21 protein-coding genes are annotated in these 24231 nt (G+C 66.3%); 7 read left to right on the top strand and 14 right to left on the bottom strand.

Features of this window, described 5'->3' with window-relative positions; all coding sequences use genetic code 11:
• Positions 1 to 127: 127 nt before the first annotated feature.
• The 3 genes from DYQ94_RS08345 to ubiE form a co-directional block, all read right to left on the bottom strand.
• On the bottom strand, positions 128 to 2083 hold the full coding sequence (locus tag DYQ94_RS08345) for a M1 family metallopeptidase (protein WP_184429022.1): 1956 nt from the start codon (positions 2081 to 2083) through the stop codon (positions 128 to 130).
• A gap of 237 nt (positions 2084 to 2320) precedes the next feature.
• Positions 2321 to 3211 carry a GGDEF domain-containing protein gene (locus DYQ94_RS08350; RefSeq protein WP_024940237.1) on the bottom strand — a complete coding sequence of 297 codons (891 nt, stop codon included), beginning with the start codon at positions 3209 to 3211 and terminating at the stop codon, positions 2321 to 2323.
• 216 nt (positions 3212 to 3427) lie between these two features.
• Positions 3428 to 4189 (bottom strand): bifunctional demethylmenaquinone methyltransferase/2-methoxy-6-polyprenyl-1,4-benzoquinol methylase UbiE, encoded by a 762-nt coding sequence (gene ubiE, locus DYQ94_RS08355; RefSeq protein ID WP_016903622.1) that lies wholly within the window; start codon positions 4187 to 4189, stop codon positions 3428 to 3430.
• A gap of 87 nt (positions 4190 to 4276) precedes the next feature.
• On the opposite strand from ubiE, the gene DYQ94_RS08360 reads away from it, so the two are divergent.
• The 4 genes from DYQ94_RS08360 to DYQ94_RS08375 are packed head-to-tail and all read left to right on the top strand — an operon-like array spanning position 4277 to position 7990.
• Positions 4277 to 5926 carry an efflux MFS transporter permease gene (locus tag DYQ94_RS08360; RefSeq protein WP_160955230.1) on the top strand — a complete coding sequence of 550 codons (1650 nt, stop codon included), beginning with the start codon at positions 4277 to 4279 and terminating at the stop codon, positions 5924 to 5926.
• The gene (locus tag DYQ94_RS08365) at positions 5923 to 7011 is read left to right on the top strand and encodes an HlyD family secretion protein (RefSeq protein ID WP_104571068.1); all 1089 of its coding nucleotides are present in this window, start codon (positions 5923 to 5925) and stop codon (positions 7009 to 7011) included. Before DYQ94_RS08360 ends, DYQ94_RS08365 begins: the two co-directional genes overlap by 4 nt.
• A 26-nt stretch (positions 7012 to 7037) precedes the next feature.
• On the top strand, positions 7038 to 7538 hold the full coding sequence (locus DYQ94_RS08370; RefSeq protein ID WP_126965497.1) for a GNAT family N-acetyltransferase: 501 nt from the start codon (positions 7038 to 7040) through the stop codon (positions 7536 to 7538).
• On the top strand, positions 7535 to 7990 hold the full coding sequence (locus tag DYQ94_RS08375) for a nucleoside deaminase (protein WP_016903626.1): 456 nt from the start codon (positions 7535 to 7537) through the stop codon (positions 7988 to 7990). The genes DYQ94_RS08370 and DYQ94_RS08375 overlap by 4 nt, the downstream gene beginning before the upstream one ends.
• Positions 7991 to 8322: 332 nt before the next feature.
• Here the strand turns inward: DYQ94_RS08375 and hslU are convergent, their stop codons facing one another.
• The 8 genes from hslU to DYQ94_RS08415 all read right to left on the bottom strand — a co-directional run bounded on the left by hslU (position 8323) and on the right by DYQ94_RS08415 (position 16235).
• Entirely contained in the window at positions 8323 to 9690 is a 1368-nt protein-coding gene (gene hslU / locus DYQ94_RS08380) for an ATP-dependent protease ATPase subunit HslU (RefSeq protein ID WP_024940232.1), read from the bottom strand.
• 100 nt (positions 9691 to 9790) lie between these two features.
• Complete coding sequence (gene hslV, locus DYQ94_RS08385) at positions 9791 to 10342, bottom strand: ATP-dependent protease subunit HslV (protein ID WP_005997221.1); 552 nt, start codon at positions 10340 to 10342, stop codon at positions 9791 to 9793.
• 446 nt (positions 10343 to 10788) lie between these two features.
• Positions 10789 to 11676, bottom strand: coding sequence for a tyrosine recombinase XerC (gene xerC, locus DYQ94_RS08390; protein ID WP_126965498.1), 888 nt, complete (start codon positions 11674 to 11676; stop codon positions 10789 to 10791).
• A 78-nt stretch (positions 11677 to 11754) separates the two neighbouring features.
• Complete coding sequence (locus tag DYQ94_RS08395) at positions 11755 to 12426, bottom strand: DUF484 family protein (RefSeq protein WP_160955229.1); 672 nt, start codon at positions 12424 to 12426, stop codon at positions 11755 to 11757.
• Positions 12426 to 13277, bottom strand: coding sequence for a diaminopimelate epimerase (gene dapF / locus DYQ94_RS08400; RefSeq protein ID WP_126965500.1), 852 nt, complete (start codon positions 13275 to 13277; stop codon positions 12426 to 12428). The genes DYQ94_RS08395 and dapF overlap by 1 nt, the downstream gene beginning before the upstream one ends.
• Positions 13267 to 13521: an LPS translocon maturation chaperone LptM gene (gene lptM, locus DYQ94_RS08405; RefSeq protein WP_126965501.1), complete on the bottom strand. Its 255-nt coding sequence runs from the start codon at positions 13519 to 13521 to the stop codon at positions 13267 to 13269. The genes dapF and lptM overlap by 11 nt, the downstream gene beginning before the upstream one ends.
• Before the next feature lie 38 nt (positions 13522 to 13559).
• Positions 13560 to 13958 (bottom strand): YbaN family protein, encoded by a 399-nt coding sequence (locus DYQ94_RS08410; protein WP_126965502.1) that lies wholly within the window; start codon positions 13956 to 13958, stop codon positions 13560 to 13562.
• Positions 13959 to 14120: 162 nt separating this feature from the next.
• Positions 14121 to 16235, bottom strand: a complete 2115-nt coding sequence (locus tag DYQ94_RS08415) for a S9 family peptidase (protein ID WP_160955228.1) — start codon at positions 16233 to 16235, stop codon at positions 14121 to 14123.
• A gap of 109 nt (positions 16236 to 16344) precedes the next feature.
• On the opposite strand from DYQ94_RS08415, the gene DYQ94_RS08420 reads away from it, so the two are divergent.
• Positions 16345 to 17529, top strand: a complete 1185-nt coding sequence (locus DYQ94_RS08420) for a pyridoxal phosphate-dependent aminotransferase (RefSeq protein ID WP_126965503.1) — start codon at positions 16345 to 16347, stop codon at positions 17527 to 17529.
• 357 nt (positions 17530 to 17886) lie between these two features.
• Here DYQ94_RS08420 and DYQ94_RS08425 read toward each other — a convergent pair whose 3' ends face one another.
• Both DYQ94_RS08425 and DYQ94_RS08430 read right to left on the bottom strand, forming a co-directional pair.
• Positions 17887 to 19980 carry a prolyl oligopeptidase family serine peptidase gene (locus DYQ94_RS08425; RefSeq protein WP_126965504.1) on the bottom strand — a complete coding sequence of 698 codons (2094 nt, stop codon included), beginning with the start codon at positions 19978 to 19980 and terminating at the stop codon, positions 17887 to 17889.
• A 67-nt stretch (positions 19981 to 20047) separates the two neighbouring features.
• Positions 20048 to 20359, bottom strand: coding sequence for a hypothetical protein (locus DYQ94_RS08430; RefSeq protein ID WP_102254872.1), 312 nt, complete (start codon positions 20357 to 20359; stop codon positions 20048 to 20050).
• 288 nt (positions 20360 to 20647) lie between these two features.
• Between DYQ94_RS08430 and DYQ94_RS08435 the strand changes: the two genes are divergently transcribed.
• Positions 20648 to 21217 (top strand): lipocalin family protein, encoded by a 570-nt coding sequence (locus tag DYQ94_RS08435; RefSeq protein WP_016903639.1) that lies wholly within the window; start codon positions 20648 to 20650, stop codon positions 21215 to 21217.
• Positions 21218 to 21502: 285 nt separating this feature from the next.
• Here DYQ94_RS08435 and DYQ94_RS08440 read toward each other — a convergent pair whose 3' ends face one another.
• Positions 21503 to 22468 carry a helix-turn-helix transcriptional regulator gene (locus DYQ94_RS08440; protein ID WP_102252855.1) on the bottom strand — a complete coding sequence of 322 codons (966 nt, stop codon included), beginning with the start codon at positions 22466 to 22468 and terminating at the stop codon, positions 21503 to 21505.
• Between the two features lie 284 nt (positions 22469 to 22752).
• Between DYQ94_RS08440 and DYQ94_RS08445 the strand changes: the two genes are divergently transcribed.
• Complete coding sequence (locus DYQ94_RS08445) at positions 22753 to 23553, top strand: DUF481 domain-containing protein (RefSeq protein WP_024940220.1); 801 nt, start codon at positions 22753 to 22755, stop codon at positions 23551 to 23553.
• The last annotated feature ends 678 nt before the right edge of the window (positions 23554 to 24231 follow it).

A 24231-nucleotide genomic window follows, 5' to 3' on the forward strand; every position in this document is an offset into this window, starting at 1 on the left:
GCATTCCCGGTAACGCCACGTCGCGCCCGGGTGCGCTCCTACAACGGCGATTGCAGGGCGCGGTGCTGCCTGCACGATGCAGCAAGGAAAGCGGCGGGAGGGCGTCGGCAACGCCCTCCCGCTGCCATTACGGCTGCGGCTGCGCCGGCGGTGCCGCCTTGGCCTTGGCGATCATCTCGGCCACCGATGCGGTGGTGATCGGGTGGTAGCTGGGCTTGGCCTTTTCGAAGGCCTGCTCGGCGAAGGCGATGCCGTCCGGGGTCTTCAACAACTCGGCGTAGATCGGCAGCACCAGCTTGCGGCGGCCGACGCGTTCGATGAACTCGCCTGCAGCGGGGCGCGCATCGGTGTAGCCGCTGCGGATCGCCAGCGGATACCAGCGCATGGCGATTTCGCCGTTCGGGGTGCCGGTGAAGTGGTAGGCCTCATCCAGCTGCTTGAGCTGCTCGGGCTTGAGCATGGCGCCCATGCCGCTGAGGAAGTGCACCCATTCCTGCGTGCCCCATTCGCCGGTGACCTGCTTGCTCGGCAGCGTGCCGCTGCCGCTCCAGGCGATGCGCGCGGTGTCCACGATCGAGAAGCTGCGCGAGCGTGCCTTGGCGGCGAAGGCCGGGATGCCCGGCTGCTTCAACCACGCATCCACCTCGGCCGCACTGACCGTGTTGGGATGCTTGTCCAGCAGGTTCTTGTTGAGGTAATCGACGAACTGGTCGGTGGTGGCGCTCTGGAACGCGTGATCGTCGAACCAGCCGCGCAGGAACGGGTCGAACACCTCGCGGCCGAAGCGCTGCTCCAGGAACTGCAGGAACCATGCGCCCTTGACGTAGGCCACCTGGCTCAGGGCTTCGTCGGGGTCGCGCTCGGCCAGCGGTGGCAGCGCCAGCGCCTGGTCGGCCGGCGCCATGCCCTTCACTTCGGCCAGCAGGTCGCCCTGGTCGATCTCGCGCTCCATCTCGGCCATCTCGACGCCATACAGCGCTTCGGTGATGCGGGCCTGCACGTAGGTGGTGAAGCCTTCGTTGAGCCAGATGTCCTTCCAGCTGGCATTGGTCACCAGGTTGCCGGACCAGCTATGCGCCAGTTCGTGCGCGACCAGCGACACCAGCGACTTGTCGCCGACGATCACGGTCGGCGTGGCGAAGGTCAGGCGCGGATTCTCCATGCCGCCGAACGGGAACGACGGCGGCAGCACCAGCATGTCGTAACGGCCCCAGCGATACGGGCCATACAGTTTTTCGGCAGCACCGATCATCTTTTCGGTGTCTTCGAATTCCTTGGCGGCCTTGTCGGCCATGGCCGGCTCGGCCCAGACGCCCGAGCGCGCGGAAATCGGCTTGAACACCACGTCGCCGGCGGCGATCGCCAGCAGATAGGACGGAATCGGCTCGGGCATCTTGAAGCTGTAGTCGCCGTCGCGCGCGGCCTTGGGGTCGTTGTCGGCGCTCATCAGCACCATCACGTCCGGGCGCGAGGTCACGTGCGCGCTGTAGGTGAAGCGCACGCTCGGGGTGTCCTGCAACGGCACCCAGCTACGCGCGTGGATCGCCTGCGACTGGCTGAACATGAAAGGCAACTGCTTGCCTTCGGTCATCGACGGCTCCAGCCACTGCAGGCCGGAGGCGGTCGGCGCGGTGTGGTAGGTGATCACGACCTTGGCCGGCTGATTCGGCGCCTCGATGGTGAGCTTGCTGCCGAAGGTCTTGTCGGCCGGCGCCAGCGCGAACTGCAGCGGCGCCAGCGTGCCCTTGCCGTCGTCGGCCTGCACCTGCGCAATGCTCAGCTCGCGCGTGTCCAGCACCAGCTGCTTGGCGGCCTTGTCCTTCCATTCCAGCGTGTAGGTGGCGGTGCCGCCGATCTGCTTGGCGTCGAAATCCAGCTTCAGGTCAAGCGCCAGATCCTTGATGACCACCAGCTGCGGCTGGGCGTAGGAGCTTTCGTCGTGGTTGCGGGCGTCTGCTTTCACGGGGGCCTTGGCAGTGGTGGCCGGCGCGGCGGTGCTGGCGGCCGGCGGCGTGGACTCGTTGGAACAGCCGGCCAGCGCAATGGACACGGCCAGGGACAGCGACAGGAACGGGAAGCGCATCGACGGCACCGCAGCGAGGGAATTGAGCATTTTAACGCCCCGGGCCGTTGCCTGCCCGTGCGGCCGATGGCGAGCACGTGCCGGCCGCTCAACCCGCGCCGGCTGGAGACACCGTGCATGTCGCTGGCCGCGTCGGCGCGAACCTTACGCAGCAACCGCGTTAATGGCGTAACTCAGGCTACCCGTGCCTAGCGCGCACCCGCCTGCGACCCGGCCGCCAGGTGATTGCCGGATCGCCTAGACCACCGGATGGCTGCGCGGGCTGTCATGCCCGTCGCGTACCAGACGCCGGCCGCCGGAGAACTTGGCGCGATACATCGCCGCATCGGCGCGGCGATACAGCTCGGTGGCATCCAGGCCACGCTCGCACACCGCGCTGCCGGCGCTCACATGCAGCGGCGCCTCGTCGGCATCCTCGCGTTCGAGCATCGACAGCCATTGATTGAGCTTGAGCGTGGCGTCGTCCTCGCTGGCATGCACGCCGATCAGGAATTCGTCGCCGCCCCAGCGCCCGATCCAGTCCTGCGCGCCCAGCCAGCCGTAGGCCGATTCCACCAGCCGCACCAGCACGCGATCGCCGGCCAGATGGCCGAAGCGGTCGTTGATCGGCTTGAGGTTGTCCATGTCCAGCACGAACAGCACGAACGGCCAGCCTTCGCGCTGCGCGGCGGTGACCGAATCGCGCATCGCCTGCTCGCAGCCGCGCCGGTTCAAGGCCTCGGTCAGCGGGTCGAACAAGGCGTGCTTCTTCAGATCGCGCATGCCGGCATCGATGCCGCGCAGGCTGCGATTGATGCCACGCAGCAACCGCCCCAGTTCGTCGTCGCCATGTTCGGGCAGGCTGGGCAGACGTTGGTCGGCGTAATACGCATCCAGTGCGTCGGCGGCGATGCGCAGCGGTGCGAGCAGGCGATACAGGGCCGACAGGGTCGCCGCAGTGCCAGCCAGCGTGGCCAGCAGCGCCACGATCACCACCGACCACAGCGGACGCCCGCTCAACTCGCTTTGCGCGGCCAGCCAGGCGATCAACAACAGCAACGGCAGGTGGATGCCGACAAAGGTCACCGCCAGCAGCTTGGCGCTGAAGGAGCGGGGAAACACGCGCGACAACCCTGCGTACAAGCGCATCCACGTCTCCGGCAAAAGAGCGCCTAGTGTCGCCGACCGTCAGTGGAGCCAACGCGACGGGAGTCTCAAAAGTTTGTCGGCAAACGCACCTGCGCACAGTGCAATCGTGCGGCAAGCGGACACGAGCATGGCGTGCTCGTGCAAAGCCGACGCGCGATGTCCGGCGCATGCTGCGCGCCGGAGGGGACGCTCAGATCACGCTGCGTCGGATCCGGGTCAGATCTTATAGCCGGAGTGGATCGCCACGATGCCGCCGGTCAGGTTCTTGTAGTGGCAACGCGCAAATCCGGCCTCGCCCATCATGCCCTTGAGCGATTCCTGCGGCGGGTGCTTGCGGATGCTTTCTGCCAGGTACTGGTAGCTGTCGGCGTCGCGCGCGAACAGCTGGCCCAGCCTGGGCAGGATCTTGAACGAGTGGAAGTCGTAGATCGGCTTGAACCAGTCGGCGGTGACTTCGGAAAATTCCAGCACGCGCGCCTGCCCGCCCACCTTCAACACGCGATACATCTCGCGCAGCGCGGCGTCCTTGTCGGTGACATTGCGCAGGCCGAAGGAAATGGTCACCAGATCGAAGCTCTGATCCGGGAACGGCAGCGCCTCGGCATTGCATTGCACGTAATCGAAGCCGGCCACCAGGCCGCGGTTGGTCAGCCGGTCGCGGCCCACCGACAGCATGCCGGCATTGATGTCGCCCAGCACCACCGCGCCCTCGTTGCCGACGCGCTCCTTGAGCAGCACGGCGATGTCGCCGGTACCACCGGCCAGGTCCAGCACACGGTCGCCCGGCTTCACCTGCGCGGTCGCCACGAAGTAGCGTTTCCATGCGCGGTGCACGCCCAGACTCATCAGATCGTTCATCAGGTCGTAGTTGCGCGCGACCGAGGTGAACACTTCGCCGACCAGCTTCTGCTTGTCCTTGGCAGCGACGTCGCGGAAGCCGAAATGGGTGGTACCGGAGGTATAGGGGGATTCGCTCATGGGCGGATTATCGCACTGCTGACGCCGCCATGACCGCAACCGGACCACAATCGCTGCCTTCCCTGCGACCGGCCCTGCGAGCCCTGCGTGCACGACAAGTACGTCCAGCGCGACTGGCAGCCCCACGAGAAGCCCACCCTGCCCGGGTCGGCCTCCACCCCCCTGCACTCCACCCGGCGGCGCATCCAGTACGGGCTGGTGGGCGTGGTGGTAGCGCTGACCGGCGGGCTGAGCAATGCGCTGGTCACCGCCAACCTGACCTATCTGCAGGGCACGCTGGGCGCCTACGCCACTGAAATGGCCTGGCTGCCGGCCGCCTACGTGATGACCAACATGTCGGCCAACCTGCTGCTGGTGAAGTTCCGCCAGCAGTTCGGGCTGCGGCGCTTCACCGAGATCTTTCTGGCGCTGTATGCGGTCATCGCCTTCGCGCATCTGTTTGTGCACAGCCTGAGCTCGGCGATCACCGTGCGTGCCGCGCACGGATTGGTGGGCGCCGCGCTCAGCTCGCTGGGTCTTTATTACGTGATCCAGGCGTTCCCGGCCAGGTACCGGCTCAAGGCGGTGGTGACCGGGCTGGGGGTGACCCAGCTGGCGTTGCCATTGGCGCGGGTGTTCTCCACCGATCTGCTGGAATTTGCACAGTGGCAGGGCCTGTACCTGTTCGAACTGGGCCTGGCGGTGTTCGCGCTGGCCTGCGTGCTGGCGCTCAAGCTGCCGCCCAGCGACCGCTATCGCGTGTTCGAGCCGCTGGATTTCCTCACCTTCAGCCTGTTTGCGGCCGGGTCGGCCGGGCTGGCGGCGGTGCTGTCGCTGGGGCGGCTGCTGTGGTGGACCAGCACGCCGTGGCTGGGCGTGGTACTGGCGGCCTCCATCGTGCTGCTGTGCACGGCGGCGTGGATCGAGCACAACCGCCGCAACCCGATGATCAACACGCGCTGGCTGGCCAGCGGCGACATGCTGCGGCTGGGCCTGGCAATCCTGCTGATCCGGCTGGTGCTGTCCGAGCAGAGCACCGGCGCGATCGGCTTCCTCCAGACCCTGGGGCTGGCCAACACGCAGCTGCAGACCCTGTTCGCGCTGATGTTGCTGGGCGCAGTGGTCGGCGTGGCCGCCAGCGCGTGGCTGATCAATCCGGCGCGGGTGGCCGAGCATCTGATCATTGCGGTGGCGGCGATCTGCATCGGCTGTTTCATGGATGCCGATGCCACCAGCCTCACCCGCCCGGAGCAGATGTACGTCAGCCAGTTCCTGCTCGCGTTTGGCAGCACCTTTTTCATCGGCCCGGCAATGGTGGCCGGGCTGGGCCGGGTCATCGCGCAGCCGGGCAACCTGATCAGCTTCATCGTGCTGTTCGGCATGGCACAGAACATGGGCGGCCTGCTCGGCGGCGCGCTGCTCGGCACCGTGCAGGTCGTGCGCGAGAAATACCATTCCAGCCAGCTGGTCGAACATCTGGCATTGACCGACCCGCAAGTAGCCGCGCGCGTGCAGGCCTATGCCGCGCTGTACGGCCGCAGCATCGGCGACCCGGCCCTGCGCCAGGCCCAGGGCGTGCGCGCCCTGGGCAGCGTGGCCACGCGCGAAGCCAATGTGCTCGCCTATAACGACGTGTTCCTGTTGATCGGCTGCATCGCCATCGCCACCGGGCTATGGATCCTGTCCGTGCTGGTGTGGCGGCGTTATCTGCGCCCATCCGCTGCGTCCCCCTCTCCTGCTTCCACCGCGCGCCCATGAATACACCTGCAGCTTCAACCTCTCCTGCCGATCTGCAACGTCGCAGGCGGCGCCGCATCGGTGGCGTGATCGGCTTCGGCGGGCTTGCGCTCATCGGCGTATTGCTGGTGCTGTATGCATGGCGCCTGCCGCCGTTCGTCAGCGCCGTCGAGCGCACCGAAAACGCGATGGTGCATGGCCAGATCACGGTGATCGCGCCGCAGGTCAGCGGCTATGTCACCGAGGTGCCGGTGCAGGACTTCGCCCACGTCAAACACGGTCAGTTGCTGGCCAGGATCGACGACCGCATCTATGCCCAGCAGCTCGAACAGGCCAGGGCGCAGCTGCAGACCGCCCAGGCCAACCTGTCCAACTGGGACCAGCAGCGGCATAGCGCCGATGCCACCATCGCCGAACAACGCGCCGCACTGAGCAGCAATCAGGCCCAGCGCGACCGCACCCGCTCGGCGTATGCGCGCGCGCAGCAGCTGGCCGAGCAGAAACTGGTATCCGAACAGGATCGCGACACCGCCTTCGCCGCACGTGCGCAGGCCGATGCCGGCGTGGCGCAGGCGCGCGCGGCCGTGCAGGCCGCCGAGGAGAACGCACGCAGCGTCACCGTCAATCGCGCCGCCCTGGAAGCGGCGGTGGCCAATGCGCAAGCGGCCGTGCAACTGGCGCAGATCAATCTGGACAACACGCGCATCCTGGCCCCGCGCGATGGCCAGCTCGGCCAGCTCGGCGTGCGCCAGGGCGCCTACGTCACCAATGGCACGCAGCTGATGTCGCTGGTGCCGGACACGTTGTGGATCGTGGCCAATTTCAAGGAAACCCAGATGGCCAAGATCCGCATCGGGCAACGCGCCAGCTTCACCGTGGATGCGTTGGACAATGCGCGTCTGCACGGCCGTGTGCAGGAAATCTCTCCGGCCGCCGGCTCGGAATTCAGCGTATTGCCGGCCGACAACGCCACCGGCAACTTCGTCAAGATCGCCCAGCGCATTCCGCTGCGCATCAGCGTCGATCCGGACCAGGCGCTGGCACCGCGGCTACGCCCGGGCATGTCGGTGGTGGTGGCGATCGACACCGACAGCGCGGTCGACTGACGCGACACAGCCGCTATCATGCGGTGATGTCGTCCCTGTCCCCACCCTCGCTGCACTGGCAATGCCTGCGCTTCGACCAACTGAGCACCACGCAGTTGTACGCGCTGCTGCGGCTGCGCTCGGATGTGTTCGTGGTGGAGCAGCAGTGCGCGTATCCGGAGCTGGATGGCAAGGACAGCCTGCCGGGTGTGCTGCATCTGCTCGGTAGCACCGACGACGGTGCGTTGGCCGCCTATCTGCGCGTGCTACCGCCCGGTGTGAGTTACCCCGAGCCGAGCATCGGCCGGGTAGTGATTGCCGCCACGCAGCGCGGCCACGGCTTCGCACACGCATTACTGCAGGAAGGCTTGCGGCTGGTGCACCGGCAGTGGCCCGCCAGCGCCGTGCAACTCGGTGCGCAGGCGCACCTGCAGGCGTTCTACGCCGCACACGGTTTCACGCCCTCGTCCGCACCGTATCTGGAAGACGGCATTCCCCACATCGACATGCTGCGTCGCGCCGACGCCGCCACCCAGGAGCCTGCATGATCACCACCCCCGACTACCGCGCACTGCTCGACACCGCCATTGCCGAAGCCCGCCAGGGCCTGGCCGAAGGCGGCATCCCGATCGGCGCGGCGCTGTACCACAACGACGGACGTCTGCTCGGTTGCGGCCACAACCGCCGCGTGCAGGAAAACGATCCCTCCGTGCATGGGGAAACCGATGCCTTCCGCAAGGCCGGCCGGCAGCGTCGCTACAAGGACACCATCATGGTCACCACGCTGGCGCCGTGCTGGTACTGCAGCGGGCTGGTGCGCCAGTTCAATATCGGCACCGTGGTGGTCGGCGAGTCGGTCACCTTCCAGGGCGGCGTATCCTGGCTGCGCGAGCACGGCGTCACTGTCATCGACCTGCAGAGCCAGGAATGCATCGACCTGCTGGGCGGCTATATCTCGGCCAACCCCGACGTGTGGAACGAGGATATCGGCGAGGACTGAGCGGTTTGGGTGCAGCGGTTTGACTGCAGCGGTTTGGGTGCAGAGCGCTTGATCTGCGGCTTGGCTGCGAGGCCCTTGCCCGCCCACCATCGCAGGACACGCCGCAAGTACGTCCATGTAGGCTCTTACGCGGCATCCATGCCGCGTAAGGTCCCGCGACGGTGGGCGGGCAAGGACCAAGTCGAGATGGTCGGTGTGCTTGCTTAAGAGCAGCAAGGGCAGTGCGTGATGCGCGCCGTGACCCTGATGCGCCGGCTCGAAGTCCGACGCACGTTCGGCAAACAGTTTTTCACGCGGCCACCGACCAACTCTCTAGTGCGGTGCCCTCGCCGTCAGAGGATATAGCGGCTCAGGTCCGGGTCCTGCACCAGTTCGCCGAGCTGCGCATCGACGTAGGCCGCATCGACCGTGACGCTCTGGCCGTCGCGGTCCGGCGCCTCATAACTCAGCACATCGAGCAGACGCTCCAGCACCGTGTGCAGGCGGCGCGCGCCGATGTTTTCCTGCCGCTCGTTGACCTGCGCGGCGATCTCGGCCAGGCGCTCCACCGCATCGGCGCCAAAGGTCAGGCGCACGCCCTCGGTCTGCAGCAGGGCTTCGTACTGCTTGATCAACGCCGCCTTGGGCTCGGTGAGGATGCGCACGAAATCGGCCTTGGTCAGCGCGGTCAATTCGACACGGATCGGGAAACGGCCCTGCAATTCGGGAATCAGATCGCTTGGCTTGGCCAGATGGAACGCGCCGGAGGCGATGAACAGGATATGGTCGGTCTTGACCGTGCCGTACTTGGTCGACACGTTGGAACCTTCCACCAGCGGCAGCAGATCGCGCTGCACGCCCTCGCGACTGACATCGCCGCCGTTGGAGCCGGCTTCGCCACGCTTGGCGACCTTGTCGATTTCATCGATGAACACGATGCCGTGCTGCTCGCAGGCTTCGATCGCCGCCGCACGCACGTCGTCTTCGTTGACCAGCTTGCCGGCTTCTTCTTCGATCAGCAGCGGGCGCGCGGCCTTGATGGTGAGCTTGCGCTTCTGCGACTTGCCGCTGCCCAGGTTGGAAAACATCTGCCGCAGCTGCTGGCCCATTTCCTCCATACCCGGCGGGGTCATGATGTCCATGCTGGCGTTGACCGCCACTTCCAGCTCGATCTCGCGCTCGTCCAGCTCGCCGCTGCGCAGCATGCGGCGGAACTTGATGCGGGTGTCGTTGTCTTGCGCCGAGGGCTCGTTGCGCGCCGCTTCCGGATCGAACCCGATCCCGGCCGCACGGCGCGGCAGCAGCGCATCCAGGAGGCGGTCTTCGGCGCGTTCTTCGGCCTGGTTGCGCACGCGCACCTTGGCCTGTTCGCGATACAGCTTGACCGAGGTGTCGGCCAGGTCGCGAATGATCTGTTCCACATCCTTGCCGACATAGCCGACCTCGGTAAAGCGCGTGGCTTCCACCTTGACGAAGGGCGCATTGGCCAAGGTGGCCAGACGCCGCGCGATCTCGGTCTTGCCGACGCCGGTCGGGCCGATCATCAGGATATTCTTGGGCATCACCTCGTTGCGCAGCTCTTCGGGCAGCTGCATGCGGCGCCAGCGATTACGCAGCGCGATGGCAACCGCACGCTTGGCATCGTGCTGGCCAACGATATGACGATCGAGCTCCTGCACGATTTCGCGCGGAGTCATGGTTGAGGTATCGGAATTTGGCATTGGGGATTGGGGATTCGTAAAAGCGGAGTAGGAACGATCGATGCGTGTCCGGGCGCAGGGAAAGGAGTGCTTTTGCGAATCCCCAATCCCAAATCCCGATTCACAGCTCTTCGACCACCACATTGCGATTGGTATAAATGCAGATATCGCCGGCGATGTTGATCGCCTCGGTGGCGATGGTCTTGGCATCGAGCTCGGTGTGCGCCAGCAGCGCGCGGGCAGCCGACAGGGCGTACGAACCGCCCGAACCGATGGCGATGATGCCGTCTTCCGGTTCGATCACATCGCCGGTCCCGCTGATGATCAGCGAGGTTTCCTTATCGGCGACCGCAAGCAGCGCCTCGAGCTTGCCCAGGCGGCGCTCGGTGCGCCAATCCTTGGCCAGCTCCACGGCGGCACGGGTCAGTTGCCCATGCTTGTCGAGCTTGGCTTCGAACAGCTCGAACAGGGTGAACGCATCGGCGGCGGCACCGGCAAAACCGGCCAGCACCTGACCCTCGCGGCCGAGCCGACGCACCTTGCGCGCATTGCCCTTCATGACGGTGTGGCCGAGGGTGACCTGGCCATCGCCGGCAACGGCGACATGCCCACCACGCCGAACCGAGATGATGGTGGTGGCGTGAACGATGTTGGGGTTCTGGCTGGGGTCCATGGGTCCTCCGGGGGTTTCCAATGAGGTGGGGACGCCCCTGCCGGGTTCAAGCATGCTGCGCGCATGCGGCGCGGGCGACTGATGCAGCGCGCTCAGACGGCAGACAGCATGCGTGTGCGCTACCGGTACGCAGGCATCGAGCAGCCGCACACGAGAACGATTGGGAGCGTGGTGTGCGCTTCGGGATGAACCGGGTGATCGTCGCCGGCGCGGAGACGCTGCTGCGCAAACCTGTCACCGCAGTACGCGGCCGTCATATGCGCATCACTGCAACAAACGCTCCGGCCCGAGTAACCACGCAGGCCCGCGCATGGATGCGCGTACAGGCGCCGATGCCTGCGCTCTTGCCCCTCTCCCAATGCGATAGGGGCTCAAGAGCGGCGATTCGCACGCGGCGGTACTTCAGAGAAGTGGTTAACCGCCAAGCGCAACACACGCCGCGCCACTCACTCAGCAGCTTTCTTGCGCCTGGCGCGCGGATGCGCAGCGTCGTAGACCTTGGCCAGATGCTGGAAATCCAGATGCGTATAGATCTGCGTGGTGGCGATATCCGAATGGCCGAGCAATTCCTGCACGCCGCGCAGGTCGCCGGAGGATTCGAGGATGTGGCTGGCAAAGCTGTGCCGCAGCATATGCGGATGCACGTCCTTGAACATGCCCTGGCGCACTGCCAGTTGCTTGATGCGGATCTGCACTGCGCGCTGCGAAATCGCACCGCCGGCGCGGCCGGGGAATACATGCGTGTCGGCACGCCCGCCGCTGTCGCGCAGCCAGTCGCGCAGCGCGCCGATCGCATGCGAGCCTACCGGCACCAGGCGCTGCTTGCCGCCCTTGCCGAGCACCATCACCAAGCCGCTGTCCAGATCCAGGTCGCGCCAGCGCAGCGCGCAGAGCTCGCTCAGGCGCAGCCCGGATGAATAGAACAGCTCCAGCAAGGCGCGATCGCGCAGGCCCAGCGGCGCGTCGGTGGGCACCTCGACCAGACGCACCGCTTCATCGGCATCGAGCACCTGCGGCAATTTGCGTGGCGCCTTGGGTGCACGCATTGCCGCCGCCGGACTTGCGGCAATGCGGCCATGCTTGAGCAACCAGGCGTAGTAACTGCGGCATGCCGACAGACGACGCTGCAGGCTCTTGGGCGACAACCCGCGCCGGTGCTCGGCCGCAACGAACTGCCGCAACTGTGCGCTATCGAGCTGCGCCACATCGTCGATGGCCTGTTCGCCGGCCCAGCCCACCAACGCGGCAAGATCGCGCTGGTAGGCATCCAGCGTATGCGCCGACACCTGCCGCTCGACCTGCAGGTATCCCAGGAAGTCGTCGACCGACGCCACCTCAGATTCCTCGCTGCCGCACCATCGGCGCGGCCATCCAGCGCAGGCTGCACGCATCGGCGCACCCTGCACGGCGCATCATGTGTCGAAGCGCTGCAAGGCCACGCCCAGGGACTCGCCCATCATGCGCAGGAACAAGGTGCCCATGCCGGGATAGAAACGGTTGGCGTCGCTGCTGCCGACCGCAATCAGGCCGATGCCGGGCAACGGCAGCAGCGCAGTGGATTGCACGTTGGCAGCCTGGTCGGCGTACAGCAGCGCGTGTTTTTCCGCCTGCAGGCGGCCGCAGATCGGCTCGCCGTCGCTCAGGCAATCGCGGAACGGTGCAAGCCGTGCATCGTCGGCGGCGATGACCTGCAGCCAGTCGGCCTCCAGGCCGGTGACCGGCTTGAGCAACACCAGCCGCACCAGTTCGCCATTGAAATCTTCCGCCAGCGAGGCGGCCATCGCCTTGAGCGTGTCGGCCGCGCTGGTCTGGCGCATCAGCGCCAGGGTCAGTTGATGCGTGCGTACCGCCAGGCGCTCGTTGTCCTGCGCATTGTGGCCAAGCTCGTGCAGGCGCCGCGACAGCTCGCGGTTCTTGTCGCGCAGCACTTCCAGCTGATAGGTGGCCAGCGAGGCGGTGGGGCCGTCGTCGCGCGGCACCAGCAGACTCACCGCCAGATCCGGGAACTGCTTGAGGAAGGTCGGGTGGCGCCGCAACCAGGTTGCCACTTCGTGCGCGCTGAATTTGTCCGTGTTCTCGCTCATCAGTTCCACTCTCCATCGAAGACGAACACGGCCGGGCCTGACATCACGACCTCCTGTTGTTCGCCGGCCCAACGGATGCGCAGCTCGCCGCCGGGCAAGGACACCTGCACGTCGCGCTCGACACGGCCACGCTGCATCAGCACCACCGCCGCTGCGCAGGCACCGCTGCCGCAGGCCAGGGTTTCGCCGACGCCGCGTTCGAACACACGCAGGCGCACATGCGTCGGGTCGACCACCTGCACAAAGCCGACGTTGACCGAATCGGGGAACGCGGCGTTCTGCTGCAACAGGCCGCCGACGCGTTCCACCGGCGCCGCCTCCACCCGCCCCACTTCCACCACGGCATGCGGGTTGCCCATCGACACCGCGCCAAAGCGCACGGTTTCGCCATGCACCGGCAGCGCGTATTCCTCGCGCGCATGCGCAAAGCCGGCCAGCGGGATCTGCGTGGGCTCGAACTGCGGCACGCCCATCGCCACCGCATAGGTGCCGGCGTCCAGACGCTGCACGCGGTGGGAGGTGAACGGGCTATCGATGACGAAGTCATCGCCCTGCGCGGTGCCGTCGCGCACCAGCCAGGCCGCCACACAGCGCGCGCCGTTGCCGCATTGGCGCGCGGCCGAGCCGTCGGAATTCCAGATGCCGTACGCGGCCACCGCCTCGCTGCTGCGCGGGGGTTCGATGGTCAGGATCTGGTCGCAGCCCACCCCGAAATGGCGGTCGGCCAGACGTGCGGCCAGCGCCGCATCCGGCGGCGGCGTGCCGTCGCGCAGGTCCAGCAGCACGAAATCGTTGCCGGCGCCATGCATTTTGGTGAAACGCAGACGCCCGCTGCGGCCGTCAGCGCTCATTGCCGCTGCTAGCGGGCTGGTCGGTGGTGGGCGCGGGCTGCGTATCGGTGTTCACCGGCGCAGGCGCAGGCGAGGACTCATTCAGCGGTTGCGGCGCATCCGGCGGCTGCAGCACCGGCTGGGCTTCCACCGGCACCGGCTTCTGCGGCATCACCAGCGGGCCCTTGTTGCCGCAGGCGGCAAGCAGGACAAAGGTCGCACCAACCAGTGCGAGACGAACAGACGGTCGGGACATGAGGCTCATGGCCGAAGTATAGCCAGAACACCCTGACTGCCGTGCGCTCAATGCGCAGCGGGCAGCGCGCGCGGTGGCGGCTCGGGGCGCAGCCACAGCCAGATCGCCACCACCGCCATGCTGCCGATCGACAGGCATTTGACCCAGAACACCGGCACGCACCACAGCATGACGCCGGCGCAGACGGTCATGGTGAGCGTGGCCATCCACTTGGCCTTGCGGCTGACCGCGCGATAGGTCTGCCACTCGACGATCGCCGGGCCGAAGCGTGGGTGCGAGAGCAGCCAGTTGTGCAGGCGCTCGGAGCCGTGCGAGGCGGCCCAGGCGGAAATCAGGATGAACACGGTCGTCGGCAGGCCGGGCACGAAGATACCGACGATGCCGGTCGCCAGGCTGGCATAGGCCAGCAACCACCAGGCCCAGCGGAATCGAGTCGGTCGCGTCATGGGTAAATGATACGGCCAGCGGGCGCCGAGATGGTCCGGGCATCCCCTTCTCGCACCGGGAGAAGGGGCCCGAACGGCGGATGGGGGACGTCGGCACGCAGGGCTGGAAGAGTCCCGTCCTTACCAATCCCCAATCCCGACTCCCCAATCCCCGCCCCTCAACTACTTGACCCCGAGCTGATCCAGCACAAACGCATAGGACTCGGCGAGTTCGCGGTAACGGCGGAAGCGGCCGGACTTGCCGCCGTGACCGGCCTCCATGTTGGTGCGGAACACGATCGGCTGGGTACCGGTGTTGTCGTCGCGCAGCTTGGCCACCCACTTGGCCGGCTCCCAGTACTGCACCTGCGAATCCCACAGACCGGTGCCGACGAACAGGGCCGGGTAGGCCTGCCTGGTCACGTTGTCGTACGGGGAGTAAGACAGCATGTAATCGTAATAGGCCTTCTTTTCCGGGTTGCCCCACTCGTCGTATTCGTTGGTGGTGAGCGGGATGCTGGCATCGAGCATGGTGGTGACCACGTCGACGAACGGCACCTGCGCGACCATCACGCGATAGTCCTGCGGGGCCATGTTGGCCACCGCACCCATCAGCAACCCACCGGCGCTGCCGCCGGAAGCGGCGACGCGGTCCTTGGCGGCATAGCCCTGTTCCACCAGGCCGCGGGTGACGTCGATGAAGTCGGTGAAGGTGTTCTTCTTGTGCAGCAGCTTGCCGTCGTCGTACCACTGGCGGCCCATTTCCTGGCCGCCGCGGATGTGCGCGATGGCATACACCACGCCACGGTCCAGCAGGCTGATCGCCGGCAGATTGAAGGCCGGGTCCATCGACATGCCGTAGCTGCCGTAGGCGTACTGGAACAACGCCGCAGTGCCGTCCTTCTTGAAGCCGCGCTTGTACACCAGCGACACCGGCACCTTGACGCCATCGCGCGCAGTTACCCAGACGCGCTCGGTGACGTACTTGCCGGCGTCGTAACCGATCACCGGCTGCTGCTTGAGCAGCTTGCGCTCGCCGGTCCGCGTATTGAGTTCGTAGGTGGTCGCCGGCGTGGTCAGCGAGGTGTAGCTGTAGCGCAACCACTCGGTGTCCGGCTCGGAATTGACCGCCAGGCCCATCGAATACGCAGGCTCGTCCGCCTTGACGTACTCATGACTGCCATCACCCTTGAGCAGGCGTACGCGTTCCAGCCCGCCGGAGCGCTCTTCGATCGCGGTAAACCCGTCGAACAGCTCGAAGTTTTCGATATAGACCTTGTCATCGTGCGCCACCCAGTCGGTCCACTGCTTGCGCGTGGTCGCATCGGTGGGTGCGGTCACCAGCTTGAAATTCTTGGCGCCATCGGCATTGGTGCGGATCACCCAACGGCCATCGAAATGCTCGGGGTGATATTCGACATCGCGCTCGCGCTTGGCCAGCAGGGTGAACCGCTCGGGATTGTCGGCCGGCGCATAACGCGTCTCCGACGACACCGTGCTTTCCACGCCGATGGTGATGTACTTGTCGTCGCGGGTACGGCCGATGCCCATGTAAAAGCTGTCGTCCTTCTCCTCGTAGACCAGCACGTCGTCCTTGGAGGGCGTGCCCAGCACGTGTTTCTTCACCCGCACGGTGAGCAGCGTTTCCGGATCGTTTTCGACATAGAACAGGGTCTTGTTGTCGTCGGCCCAGACCACGTTGGCCGACACGCCTTCCACCGTATCGGGGTAGATCTCGCCGGTGTCCAGATTCTTGAAACGGATCGTGTACTGGCGACGGCCCACCGCATCGTCGGCCCAGGCCAGGACGCGATTGTCCTGGCTGACTTCCGCATCGCCGACGCTGAAGTAGCCCTTGCCCTGCGCCATCTGGTTGACGTCGAGCAGGATCTGTTCCGGCGCGTCCATGCTGCCCTTGCGGCGCGCCTGGATCGGGTAGTCCTTGCCGACCTCGAAGCGCGTGTAATACCAGTAGCCACGCTCGCGATACGGCACGCTGGCGTCGTCCTGCTTGATGCGCCCGACGATCTCGGTATACAGGGTGTCTTCCAGCGGCTTGAGCGGCGCCATCACCGTGTCGGTGTAGGCGTTCTCGGCGTTGAGGTAGGCCAGCATCGCCTTGTCCTCGCGCTTGTCGTCGCGCAGCCAGTAGTAGTCGTCGCTGCGGGTGGCGCCGAACGGGGCCTTGACCACATGCGGACGCTTGGCCACGTCCGGTGGCGGCGGGAGAGCTGCGAAGGCGGAAGGAACAGATGTGGTCATCAGGCTGGCGATCAGAAGGGCGAGGACAGGCTTCATCAGATTGGGGTCCGTTGGATGAACGCAATGCCATCCCAGCACCCGAGTGTGGAAGAGCCCGGCCGGGAGCGTCATGTGCCCGAGGTCATGCTGCTCTATCCTCTTCGGTATGGACTCCCTACATTCGCATGCCCCCCGCTACAGCCGCCGCAGCCAGGACATCGCGCCGTTTCATGTGATGGCGCTATTGGCGCGCGCCAATGCGCTGGAACAGGCCGGCCACGATGTGATCCACCTGGAGATCGGCGAACCGGATTTCACCACCGCCGCACCGATCGTCGCGGCCGGACAGGCCGCACTGGCGGCCGGACACACCCGCTACACCGCCGCCCGCGGCCTGCCCGCGCTGCGCGCCGCCATCGCCGGGTTTTACGCGCAGCGGTACGGCTGCGTTATCGATCCGGAACGCATCCTGGTCACTCCTGGCGGCTCCGGCGCATTGCTGCTGGCCAGCAGCCTGTTGGTCGACCCGGACAAACACTGGCTGCTCGCCGACCCCGGCTATCCCTGCAACCGGCATTTCCTGCGCCTGGTCGAAGGCGCCGCGCAACTGGTGCCGGTCGGCGCAGACACCGATTACCAGCTGACGCCAGGCCTGATCGACGCCTGCTGGGACGCCGACAGTGTCGGCGCACTGGTCGCCTCGCCGGCAAATCCCACCGGCAGCGTGCTGTCGCGCGCGCAACTGGCCGGCTTGTCGCAGGCGCTGCATGCACGCGGCGGCCACCTGGTGGTGGACGAGATCTACCACGGTCTGACCTACGGCATGGATGCGCACAGCGTGCTGGAAGTGGACGACAGCGCCTTCGTGCTGAACAGTTTTTCCAAGTACTTCGGCATGACCGGCTGGCGCCTGGGTTGGCTGGTCGCTCCGCCCGCAGCGGTGCCGGAGCTGGAGAAACTCGCGCAGAATCTTTACATCAGCGCCTCCACGATCGCCCAGCACGCCGCGCTGGCCTGCTTCACGCCCGACAGCATCGCCATCTTCGAAGCCCGCCGCGCCGAGTTCCAGCAACGCCGCGACTATCTGCTGCCCGCGCTGCGTGCACTGGGCTTGAACATCGCCGTCGAACCGCAGGGTGCGTTCTACCTGTATGCCGATATCAGCGCATTTTCGGACGATGCCCAGGCCTTCTGCGCGCATTTCCTGGAAACCGAGCATGTCGCCTTCACCCCCGGTATCGACTTCGGCCACCACCGCGCCAACCAGCACGTCCGCATCGCCTATACGCAAAGCCTGCCGCGCCTCGAGCAGGCGGTGGAGCGGATTGCGCGTGGTTTGCAACGTCTTTGATCGAACCAGCGCCAGTGCGCACGGCGCCTCTCGTCGAACAGCGCCTGGACGTGGACGCAGGTTCACTGCATCGATGTAAACAGCCGTGACTGCTGTTTGCCGCGGCTTTTGCATTGCTGTTTGTGGGCTTGCCTCGCCCTGAAGCGAACCAAGCGCCGCAGCCACGCGTGGCTGCAAGGGCACCCTGCTGGGCGTAGCCCGTGGCGTGCGCGCGTACCCTCATCCACCCTTCGGGCACCTTCTGCCGATGGGAGACGGAACCAATAAAAAAGCCCTGGACCATTCGGCCCAGGGCTTTCTTCAACGCAGCACCTGATCAAGACAACTCGAACTACGGAGTTGCCTTGAGTCGACAACTCAATCCGCCAGCCGCTCCCACAGGAAGCTGTAGGCCAGCGCCGCCATGTGTGCGGCCTGTGCGTTGTTGGCCGCGCCGCCGTGGCCGCCTTCGATGTTCTCGTAATAGGTCACGTCCTTGCCGGCCTCGATCATCTTGGCGGCCATCTTGCGCGCGTGGCCCGGATGTACGCGGTCGTCGCGCGTGGAGGTCAGGAAGATCACCGGCGGATAGGTCTTCTTCGGGTCGAACAGGTGATACGGCGAGAAGGTCTGGATGAACTTCCAGTCGTCGGTATCCGGGTTGCCGTACTCGGCCATCCACGAGGCACCGGCCAGCAGATGGCTGTAGCGCTTCATGTCCAGCAGCGGCACCTGCACCACCACCGCGCCGAACAGCTCCGGATACTGGGTCAGCATGTTGCCGGTCATCAGCCCGCCATTGCTGCCGCCCTGCACGCCCAGATGCCTGGTCGAGGTGATCTTGCGCGCCACCAGGTCCTTGGCCACCGCAGCCATGTCTTCATAGGCCTTGTGGCGGTTCTGCTTGAGCGCGGCCTGGTGCCAGCGCGGACCGTATTCGCCACCGCCGCGGATGTTGGCCACCACGTAGACGCCACCCTTCTCCAGCCAGGCACGGCCCAGTCCGCCGGAATAATTGGGCGTCATCGAAATCTCGAAACCGCCGTAGCCGTACAGCAGGGTCGGCGCGCTGCCATCGAGCTTCAACGCCTTGGGACGCACCAGGAAATACGGCACGCGGGTACCGTCCTTGCTGGTGGCAAAGTGCTGCTCGATACTGTCCTTGCCGGCATCGAAGAACGCCGGCATGGCCTTGAGCGGCTGCGGCGCGGTGCCCACCTCCACCCACGACAAGGTGGTCGGGGTCAGGTAGTCGGTAACGGTCAACCACAGCGCGTCGCTGTCGTCGCTGTCCACCGCGCTGACGTCGACGGTGCCGAACGCCGGCGCACCGACGAAGGCGCTCTTCTTCCAACCATCCTGCCCAGGCGTGATCACGCTCAGGCGGTTCTTGACGTCTTCCAGCACGTTCAACACCAGGTGCGAACGCGTCCAGGCGATACCTGCCAGCGAGGTGCTGTCGGTGGGCTCGAACAGCACATCGAAGCTGCGCTTGCCGGCCATGAAGTCGTCAAAGCGCGTCGCCAGCAGCGAGCCGGCCTTGTAGGTCTTGCCGGCCACGGTCCAGGGTTCGCGCAGTTCCAGGGTCAACCATTGCCGCTTGACCGACTTGCTGGCCGAGTTGGGCGCATCCACCTTGACCAGCTTGCCGTCGGCGCCCTTGAGATACAGCTCCTCGTTGTAGAAGGCCAGCGTGCGGCTGACGAAATCGCGCTCGAATCCGGGCGTGTCGTCGTGCATCGCGGCGATGTACATGTCGGTCGGCTTGCCCTCGTACACCACCGTGGCGGCGCTGAGCGGAGTGCCGCGCTTCCACTGCTTGGCGATGCGCGGATAGCCGGAGCTGGTCATCGTGCCGGCACCGAAATCGGTGAACACGTAGACGGTGTCCTGGTCGATCCAGCCCAGCCCGCCCTTGGATTCGGGACGGAAGAAGCCGTCCTTGACCCACTGCTTGTCGGCCAGATCGAACTCGCGGGTGACATCGGCATCGGCGCCGCCGCGCGACAGCGCGATCAGGCAGCGCTGGTAATCCGGGCGCAGGCAGTCGGCGCCGTGCCAGACCCAGTTCTCGCCTTCGGCCTTGTTCAGCGCATCCAGGTCCAGCACCGTTTCCCACTTGGGCGCCGGCTTGCGGTATTCGTCCAGCGTGGTGCGCCGCCACAGGCCGCGCTCGTGCTGCTTGTCCTTCCAGAAGTTGTAGTAGTACTCGCCGATCTTCTGCACGCCGGGAATCTTCGCGTCCGAATCCAGCACTTCGCGGATGCTGGTCTCCATCTGCTTGAAGGCCGGCGTGGCCGCCAGGCGCGCCTCGGTCTTGGCGTTCTGGGCCTTGACCCAGTCCAGCGACTTGGCGCCGGAAACATCTTCCAGCCAGGCGTAGGGATCGTTGGACACGGCGGTTTCCTCTGCAGAGACGGCGCCAGCGGTGATCAGACCGGCAACCAGGCAGATCGAGGCGAGTTTGGACATGAATGTTTCCGGGAGAACGAACGCCGGGAACGTAGCATAGCCCTCCGCCGCCCGACCCTGCCGAAGGTCAGGCCGCGCGCGCCTGTGTTGCCGCGCGCGAAGCGCCACGTCGGCGTTGCGCCTGCGGCCCGCGCCGACGTGGCGCACCGCGCCGCGCACCTGGCCGCACCAGGGCCGGCAATGCGAACCGGTGCAGGCTCCACCAGGCCAGCATCGGCATGCCGACCAGCCACAGCGGCAGCCAGCCGATCCACTCGCTGTGGCCGCGCGCGGCTGGCCACACCAGCACCAGGGCCAGGCCGGCCAGGGCGATCTGCCGGACCGGGCGCAGCACGCGCGGGTCGGGACGTTCGGAACGACGGGAAGGACGAATCGACATGGCGGCACTCCGTGGCAGGAAGGATCAGGACAGGCCGGCAGGATTGCCTGCGCCCATCTCACCGACTGCGACCTGGCGGCGAAAACCGGAGAGACCGCCTTGCCGGGTGCCGGCGGCGCAGTTCGACAACCACCGCCAGGCCACCAACCGGGTCCGCTTCCGCACCCGGACCCGGGCGCCCGGTTACCGCGTCCGAGGCGGCCGCGTGCGCCAGACCCGACCGTTGACGCGAACTTGCCCCCTGCATGCGGTAGTGTGCTGCTCCAACTGCCCCTTTGTGATGTTGCGATGCGCCTGACCGTTACGATCGCCCTCGCTTTTCTGTTCGTCCTCGGCCTGCCCGTGGCATCCGCCAAGGACGCGCCTGCCAGCGAGCCGGCGGTCGATCTGTCCAAGATCATGGGCACCTGGTATGTGATCGCACGCATGCCCAACCCGGTCGAGCGCGGCCACGTCACCAGCCGCGACGAGTACACCCTGGTCGAAGACGGCAAGGTGGCGGTGCGCTATGTGTACCGCGAGGGCTTCGGCGAGCCGGAGAAAGAGGTCAACGCGCGCGCCTCGGTGGATGCCGAGAGCGGCAACCGCGACTGGCGGGTATGGTTCTACAAGGTCATCCCGGCCAAGCAGCGCATCCTGGAAATCGCACCGGACGGTTCGTGGATGCTGATCTCCTACCCCGGCCGCGACCTGGCCTGGATCTTCGCGCGCAAGCCGGACATGAGCCGCGACCAGTACCGCAAGCTGGTCGACAAGATGCGCGATGACTATTCCATCTACACCGACAAGCTCAAGCGCGTGCCGCAGCTGCGCGAGCAGGTGGACCGCCTGGGCTTTGAAGTGCCCAACAAGCGCTGACATTGGCGGGCCGGTCGGTTACCCGGCCGGCGTCGATTGTTCCAGGCGTCAGCCGACTGGATGCGCCGGTCGGGCAAACCAGGCGTGCGGCGTCGCGGCCGGCACCGATCTCCACTTCATGATGTGCCAGCCTCCTGGCGCGGTTTCCGGACGCAGCGCACAACACCGACGCGCGCAACCGGCGATGGCCATGTCAGCACGCCGTGGGGGCGCCGAATCAGCACCCTCACCGCGCGGGCACCTGTCGCATGACGACTCGCACCCCGCGCCACGGCCTGGCCATGCTCAGTCGTAATTGCTCAAGGCCAACGACAGCAGTGCCTTGGCCTGCTCGCGCAGCGAGACCGGCTCGACGATCTCCGCGTCCGAGCCGTAATGCAGCACGTCCATCAGCAGTTCGCGCGAGTTGCTGTACGGCACCCTGAGCTCGTAACGGCCATCGGCCAGAAAGCGGCCCTGCTGCTTGGAATGCCAGTGCTCGTCGGCGACCCAGCGCGCGGCCTTGGCACTGAACACGATGGTCGCCCAGCCCTTGGGCGCGCCGGAAAAAATGCCATAGCTGGCCGCCAGCTGCTCGTCCAGCTCGCTGTCGGGCACATCGCGCGGCACGCTCTCGAGCAGGCGTGCGTGATTGATGCGGTCCACCGCAAAGCTGCGCACGCCATCGCGGCCGTGGTCCCAGGCGTCCAGGTACCAGTTGTCGCGGTAGTGGGTGATGCGCTGCGGAGACACCGTGCGCTTGGTCGATTCGTCGGTGGAACGGGCGCGGTAGTCGAAGCTCAGCTGCTTGCGCTCCAGCACGCCGGAGGCCACGGTGCGGAAGCTGGCTTCGTCCAGCTTGCGGCCGCGGTGCGGAATCACCCGCACCCGGTCCACCGGCCATTGCGACACGCCGGCCTGGGCGGCCAGCAGCCCTTCGATGCGTTGCTGCAGCGGCGCCAGCATCGAGGACAACACCCCGCCACCGGTGCGCGCCAGCAGTTGCTGGGAGGCCAGCAGCGCATGCAGCTCTTCCGAACTCAGCCACAGGCCGGGCAGTTCGAAGCGGTCGCTTTCGCCGGAGAGATAGCGGAACCCCGATTCGCCGTCGCCTTCCACCGGCGCCATCAGCGCATCGCGCAGAAACGCCAGGTCGCGGTACACGGTTGCGCGGGAACAGCTGAGCTCATCCTGCAGCCGCGCCACCGTGACCGGGTAGCGTGCCGATTTGAGCAAGCGATGCAGGGAGTTGATGCGTTCGTAGCGGTCCATGCGTCGATTATGTCCGAGTCTTTGCGTGGCAGGGTGAGCGTCGCTGTACACCGGCAATCATGCCTGGATCGGCGCCGCCACTGCGCGCGGGCGGGCGGGCCGCGGGCCTGCAGCGCGCGAAGGCCGGGCCTGGTTGCGATGCGCCAGCCGCTGCCGTTGCGCAAGCCGACGCCCGAACCCCTTCTGAAGCGCGGCGTTCACTTACTCATGACGCAGCCGCTCAGTCCGTTATCATGAAATCGCTTCCACCCTCTTTCGCCCCTGTCCTCCAAAGCGAGCCGCCCATGTCCCGCCGTGCCCCGTTGTCTGCCCTGCTGCCGCTGTTGTTGATCACGCCCACCGTCTGGGCCCAGGCAGTCGCACCGGCCCCGGCGGACCCTGCCGCAGCCGTGATGCCGTCGCCGTGGGGCGGGAGCAGTGGCGAGCTCGGCTATGCCGCCGCCCACGGCAACAGCACCACCGACAGCCTCAATGGCCGGATCCGCCTGCGCTATACCGACGGTGACTGGATCCACAGCCTGGATGCCACCGCGCTGCGCTCCAGTTCCGAATACACCAACACCAACGACGACGGCAGCACCTCGCGCGAGCGCCAGACCACTGCTGAGCGTTACACCGGCAGCGCCGGCAGCGCGCTGCAGTTGGGCGAGCACCGCCAGCTCACCGCCACCGGCCGTTACGAACACGATGACTTTGCAACCTACGACCGCCTGGCCACCTTCGGTATCGGTTACGGCACGCGCCTGATCGATGCCGAGCGCTTCTACCTGGATGCGCAGATCGGCCCGGGTATCCGGCGCGCGCACAACAGCGACGAAGACCGCAACGAGACCGGGCTGATCGGGCGCGGGCTGTTCGACCTCAAGTACACCGTCACTGACAACACCGACCTGATCAACACGCTGCTGGTGGAATCGGGCGAATACAACACCTACGCGCAGAACGATTTCGGCGTGCAGGTCAGCATGAACTCGCACTTCGCGCTCAAGGCCGCCTGGCAGATGCGCCACAACAGCGAGGTCAGCGACGGCGACAAGAAGACCGACACCCTAACCACGGTCAACCTGGTCTATACGTTCAAGTAAACACCCGCGAGCGGTAGGAGCGGACCTGGCCGCGACAGGCTTTCCCGGTAAAGCCTCTCGCGGCCGGGGCCGCTCCTACGAAGAGCGCAGCTTGCCGGACAGACCCTGCGCGACGCGGCGGTCAATGGGCCCAGACATTCGACTACGCAACCGCGAGCGGTAGGAGCGGACCTGGCCGCGAGGGCGTTCCCGATAAAGCCTCTCGCGGCCGGGGCCGCTCCTACGAAGAGCGCAGCTTGCCGGACAGACCCTGCGCGACGCGGCAGTCAATGGGCCCAGACGTTCGACTACGCAACCGCAATCTGTAGGAGCGGGCCTGGCCGCGAGGGCGTTCCCGGTAAAGCCTCTCGCGGCCGGGGCCGCTCCTACGAACAGCGCAGCTTGCCGGACAGACCCTGCGCGACGCGGCGGTCAATGGGCCCAGACACTCCACTACGCAACCGCAATCTGTAGGAGCGGCCCTGGCTGCGAAGGGCTTTCCCGGGAAAGCCTCTCGCGGCCGGGGCCGCTCCTACGAAGAGCGCAGCTTGCCGAAGAGGCCCCTGCGCGACGCGGTGGTCAATGGGCCCAGACATTCGACTACGCAACCGCGAGCGGTAGGAGCGGACCTGGCCGCGAGGGCGTTCCCGATAAAGCCTCTCGCGGCCGGGGCCGCTCCTACGAAGAGCGGGGGTTGCG

It is taken from the genome of Xanthomonas sp. LMG 8993 (assembly GCF_009835065.2).
Lineage (GTDB): Bacteria > Pseudomonadota > Gammaproteobacteria > Xanthomonadales > Xanthomonadaceae > Xanthomonas > Xanthomonas arboricola.

What these genes read in the sequence shown, in the direction of transcription:
- DYQ94_RS08345 (WP_184429022.1), bottom strand. Translation starts at nt 2,083, where the DNA reads ATGCGCTTCCCGTTCCTGTCGCTGTCCCTGGCCGTGTCCATTGCGCTG.
- DYQ94_RS08350 (WP_024940237.1), bottom strand. Translation starts at nt 3,211, where the DNA reads ATGCGCTTGTACGCAGGGTTGTCGCGCGTGTTTCCCCGCTCCTTCAGC.
- ubiE (WP_016903622.1), bottom strand. Translation starts at nt 4,189, where the DNA reads ATGAGCGAATCCCCCTATACCTCCGGTACCACCCATTTCGGCTTCCGC.
- DYQ94_RS08365 (WP_104571068.1), top strand. Translation starts at nt 5,923, where the DNA reads ATGAATACACCTGCAGCTTCAACCTCTCCTGCCGATCTGCAACGTCGC.
- DYQ94_RS08370 (WP_126965497.1), top strand. Translation starts at nt 7,038, where the DNA reads ATGTCGTCCCTGTCCCCACCCTCGCTGCACTGGCAATGCCTGCGCTTC.
- DYQ94_RS08375 (WP_016903626.1), top strand. Translation starts at nt 7,535, where the DNA reads ATGATCACCACCCCCGACTACCGCGCACTGCTCGACACCGCCATTGCC.
- hslU (WP_024940232.1), bottom strand. Translation starts at nt 9,690, where the DNA reads ATGCCAAATTCCGATACCTCAACCATGACTCCGCGCGAAATCGTGCAG.
- hslV (WP_005997221.1), bottom strand. Translation starts at nt 10,342, where the DNA reads ATGGACCCCAGCCAGAACCCCAACATCGTTCACGCCACCACCATCATC.
- DYQ94_RS08395 (WP_160955229.1), bottom strand. Translation starts at nt 12,426, where the DNA reads ATGAGCGAGAACACGGACAAATTCAGCGCGCACGAAGTGGCAACCTGG.
- dapF (WP_126965500.1), bottom strand. Translation starts at nt 13,277, where the DNA reads ATGAGCGCTGACGGCCGCAGCGGGCGTCTGCGTTTCACCAAAATGCAT.
- lptM (WP_126965501.1), bottom strand. Translation starts at nt 13,521, where the DNA reads ATGAGCCTCATGTCCCGACCGTCTGTTCGTCTCGCACTGGTTGGTGCG.
- DYQ94_RS08410 (WP_126965502.1), bottom strand. Translation starts at nt 13,958, where the DNA reads ATGACGCGACCGACTCGATTCCGCTGGGCCTGGTGGTTGCTGGCCTAT.
- DYQ94_RS08415 (WP_160955228.1), bottom strand. Translation starts at nt 16,235, where the DNA reads ATGAAGCCTGTCCTCGCCCTTCTGATCGCCAGCCTGATGACCACATCT.
- DYQ94_RS08420 (WP_126965503.1), top strand. Translation starts at nt 16,345, where the DNA reads ATGGACTCCCTACATTCGCATGCCCCCCGCTACAGCCGCCGCAGCCAG.
- DYQ94_RS08425 (WP_126965504.1), bottom strand. Translation starts at nt 19,980, where the DNA reads ATGTCCAAACTCGCCTCGATCTGCCTGGTTGCCGGTCTGATCACCGCT.
- DYQ94_RS08430 (WP_102254872.1), bottom strand. Translation starts at nt 20,359, where the DNA reads ATGTCGATTCGTCCTTCCCGTCGTTCCGAACGTCCCGACCCGCGCGTG.
- DYQ94_RS08435 (WP_016903639.1), top strand. Translation starts at nt 20,648, where the DNA reads ATGCGCCTGACCGTTACGATCGCCCTCGCTTTTCTGTTCGTCCTCGGC.
- DYQ94_RS08440 (WP_102252855.1), bottom strand. Translation starts at nt 22,468, where the DNA reads ATGGACCGCTACGAACGCATCAACTCCCTGCATCGCTTGCTCAAATCG.
- DYQ94_RS08445 (WP_024940220.1), top strand. Translation starts at nt 22,753, where the DNA reads ATGTCCCGCCGTGCCCCGTTGTCTGCCCTGCTGCCGCTGTTGTTGATC.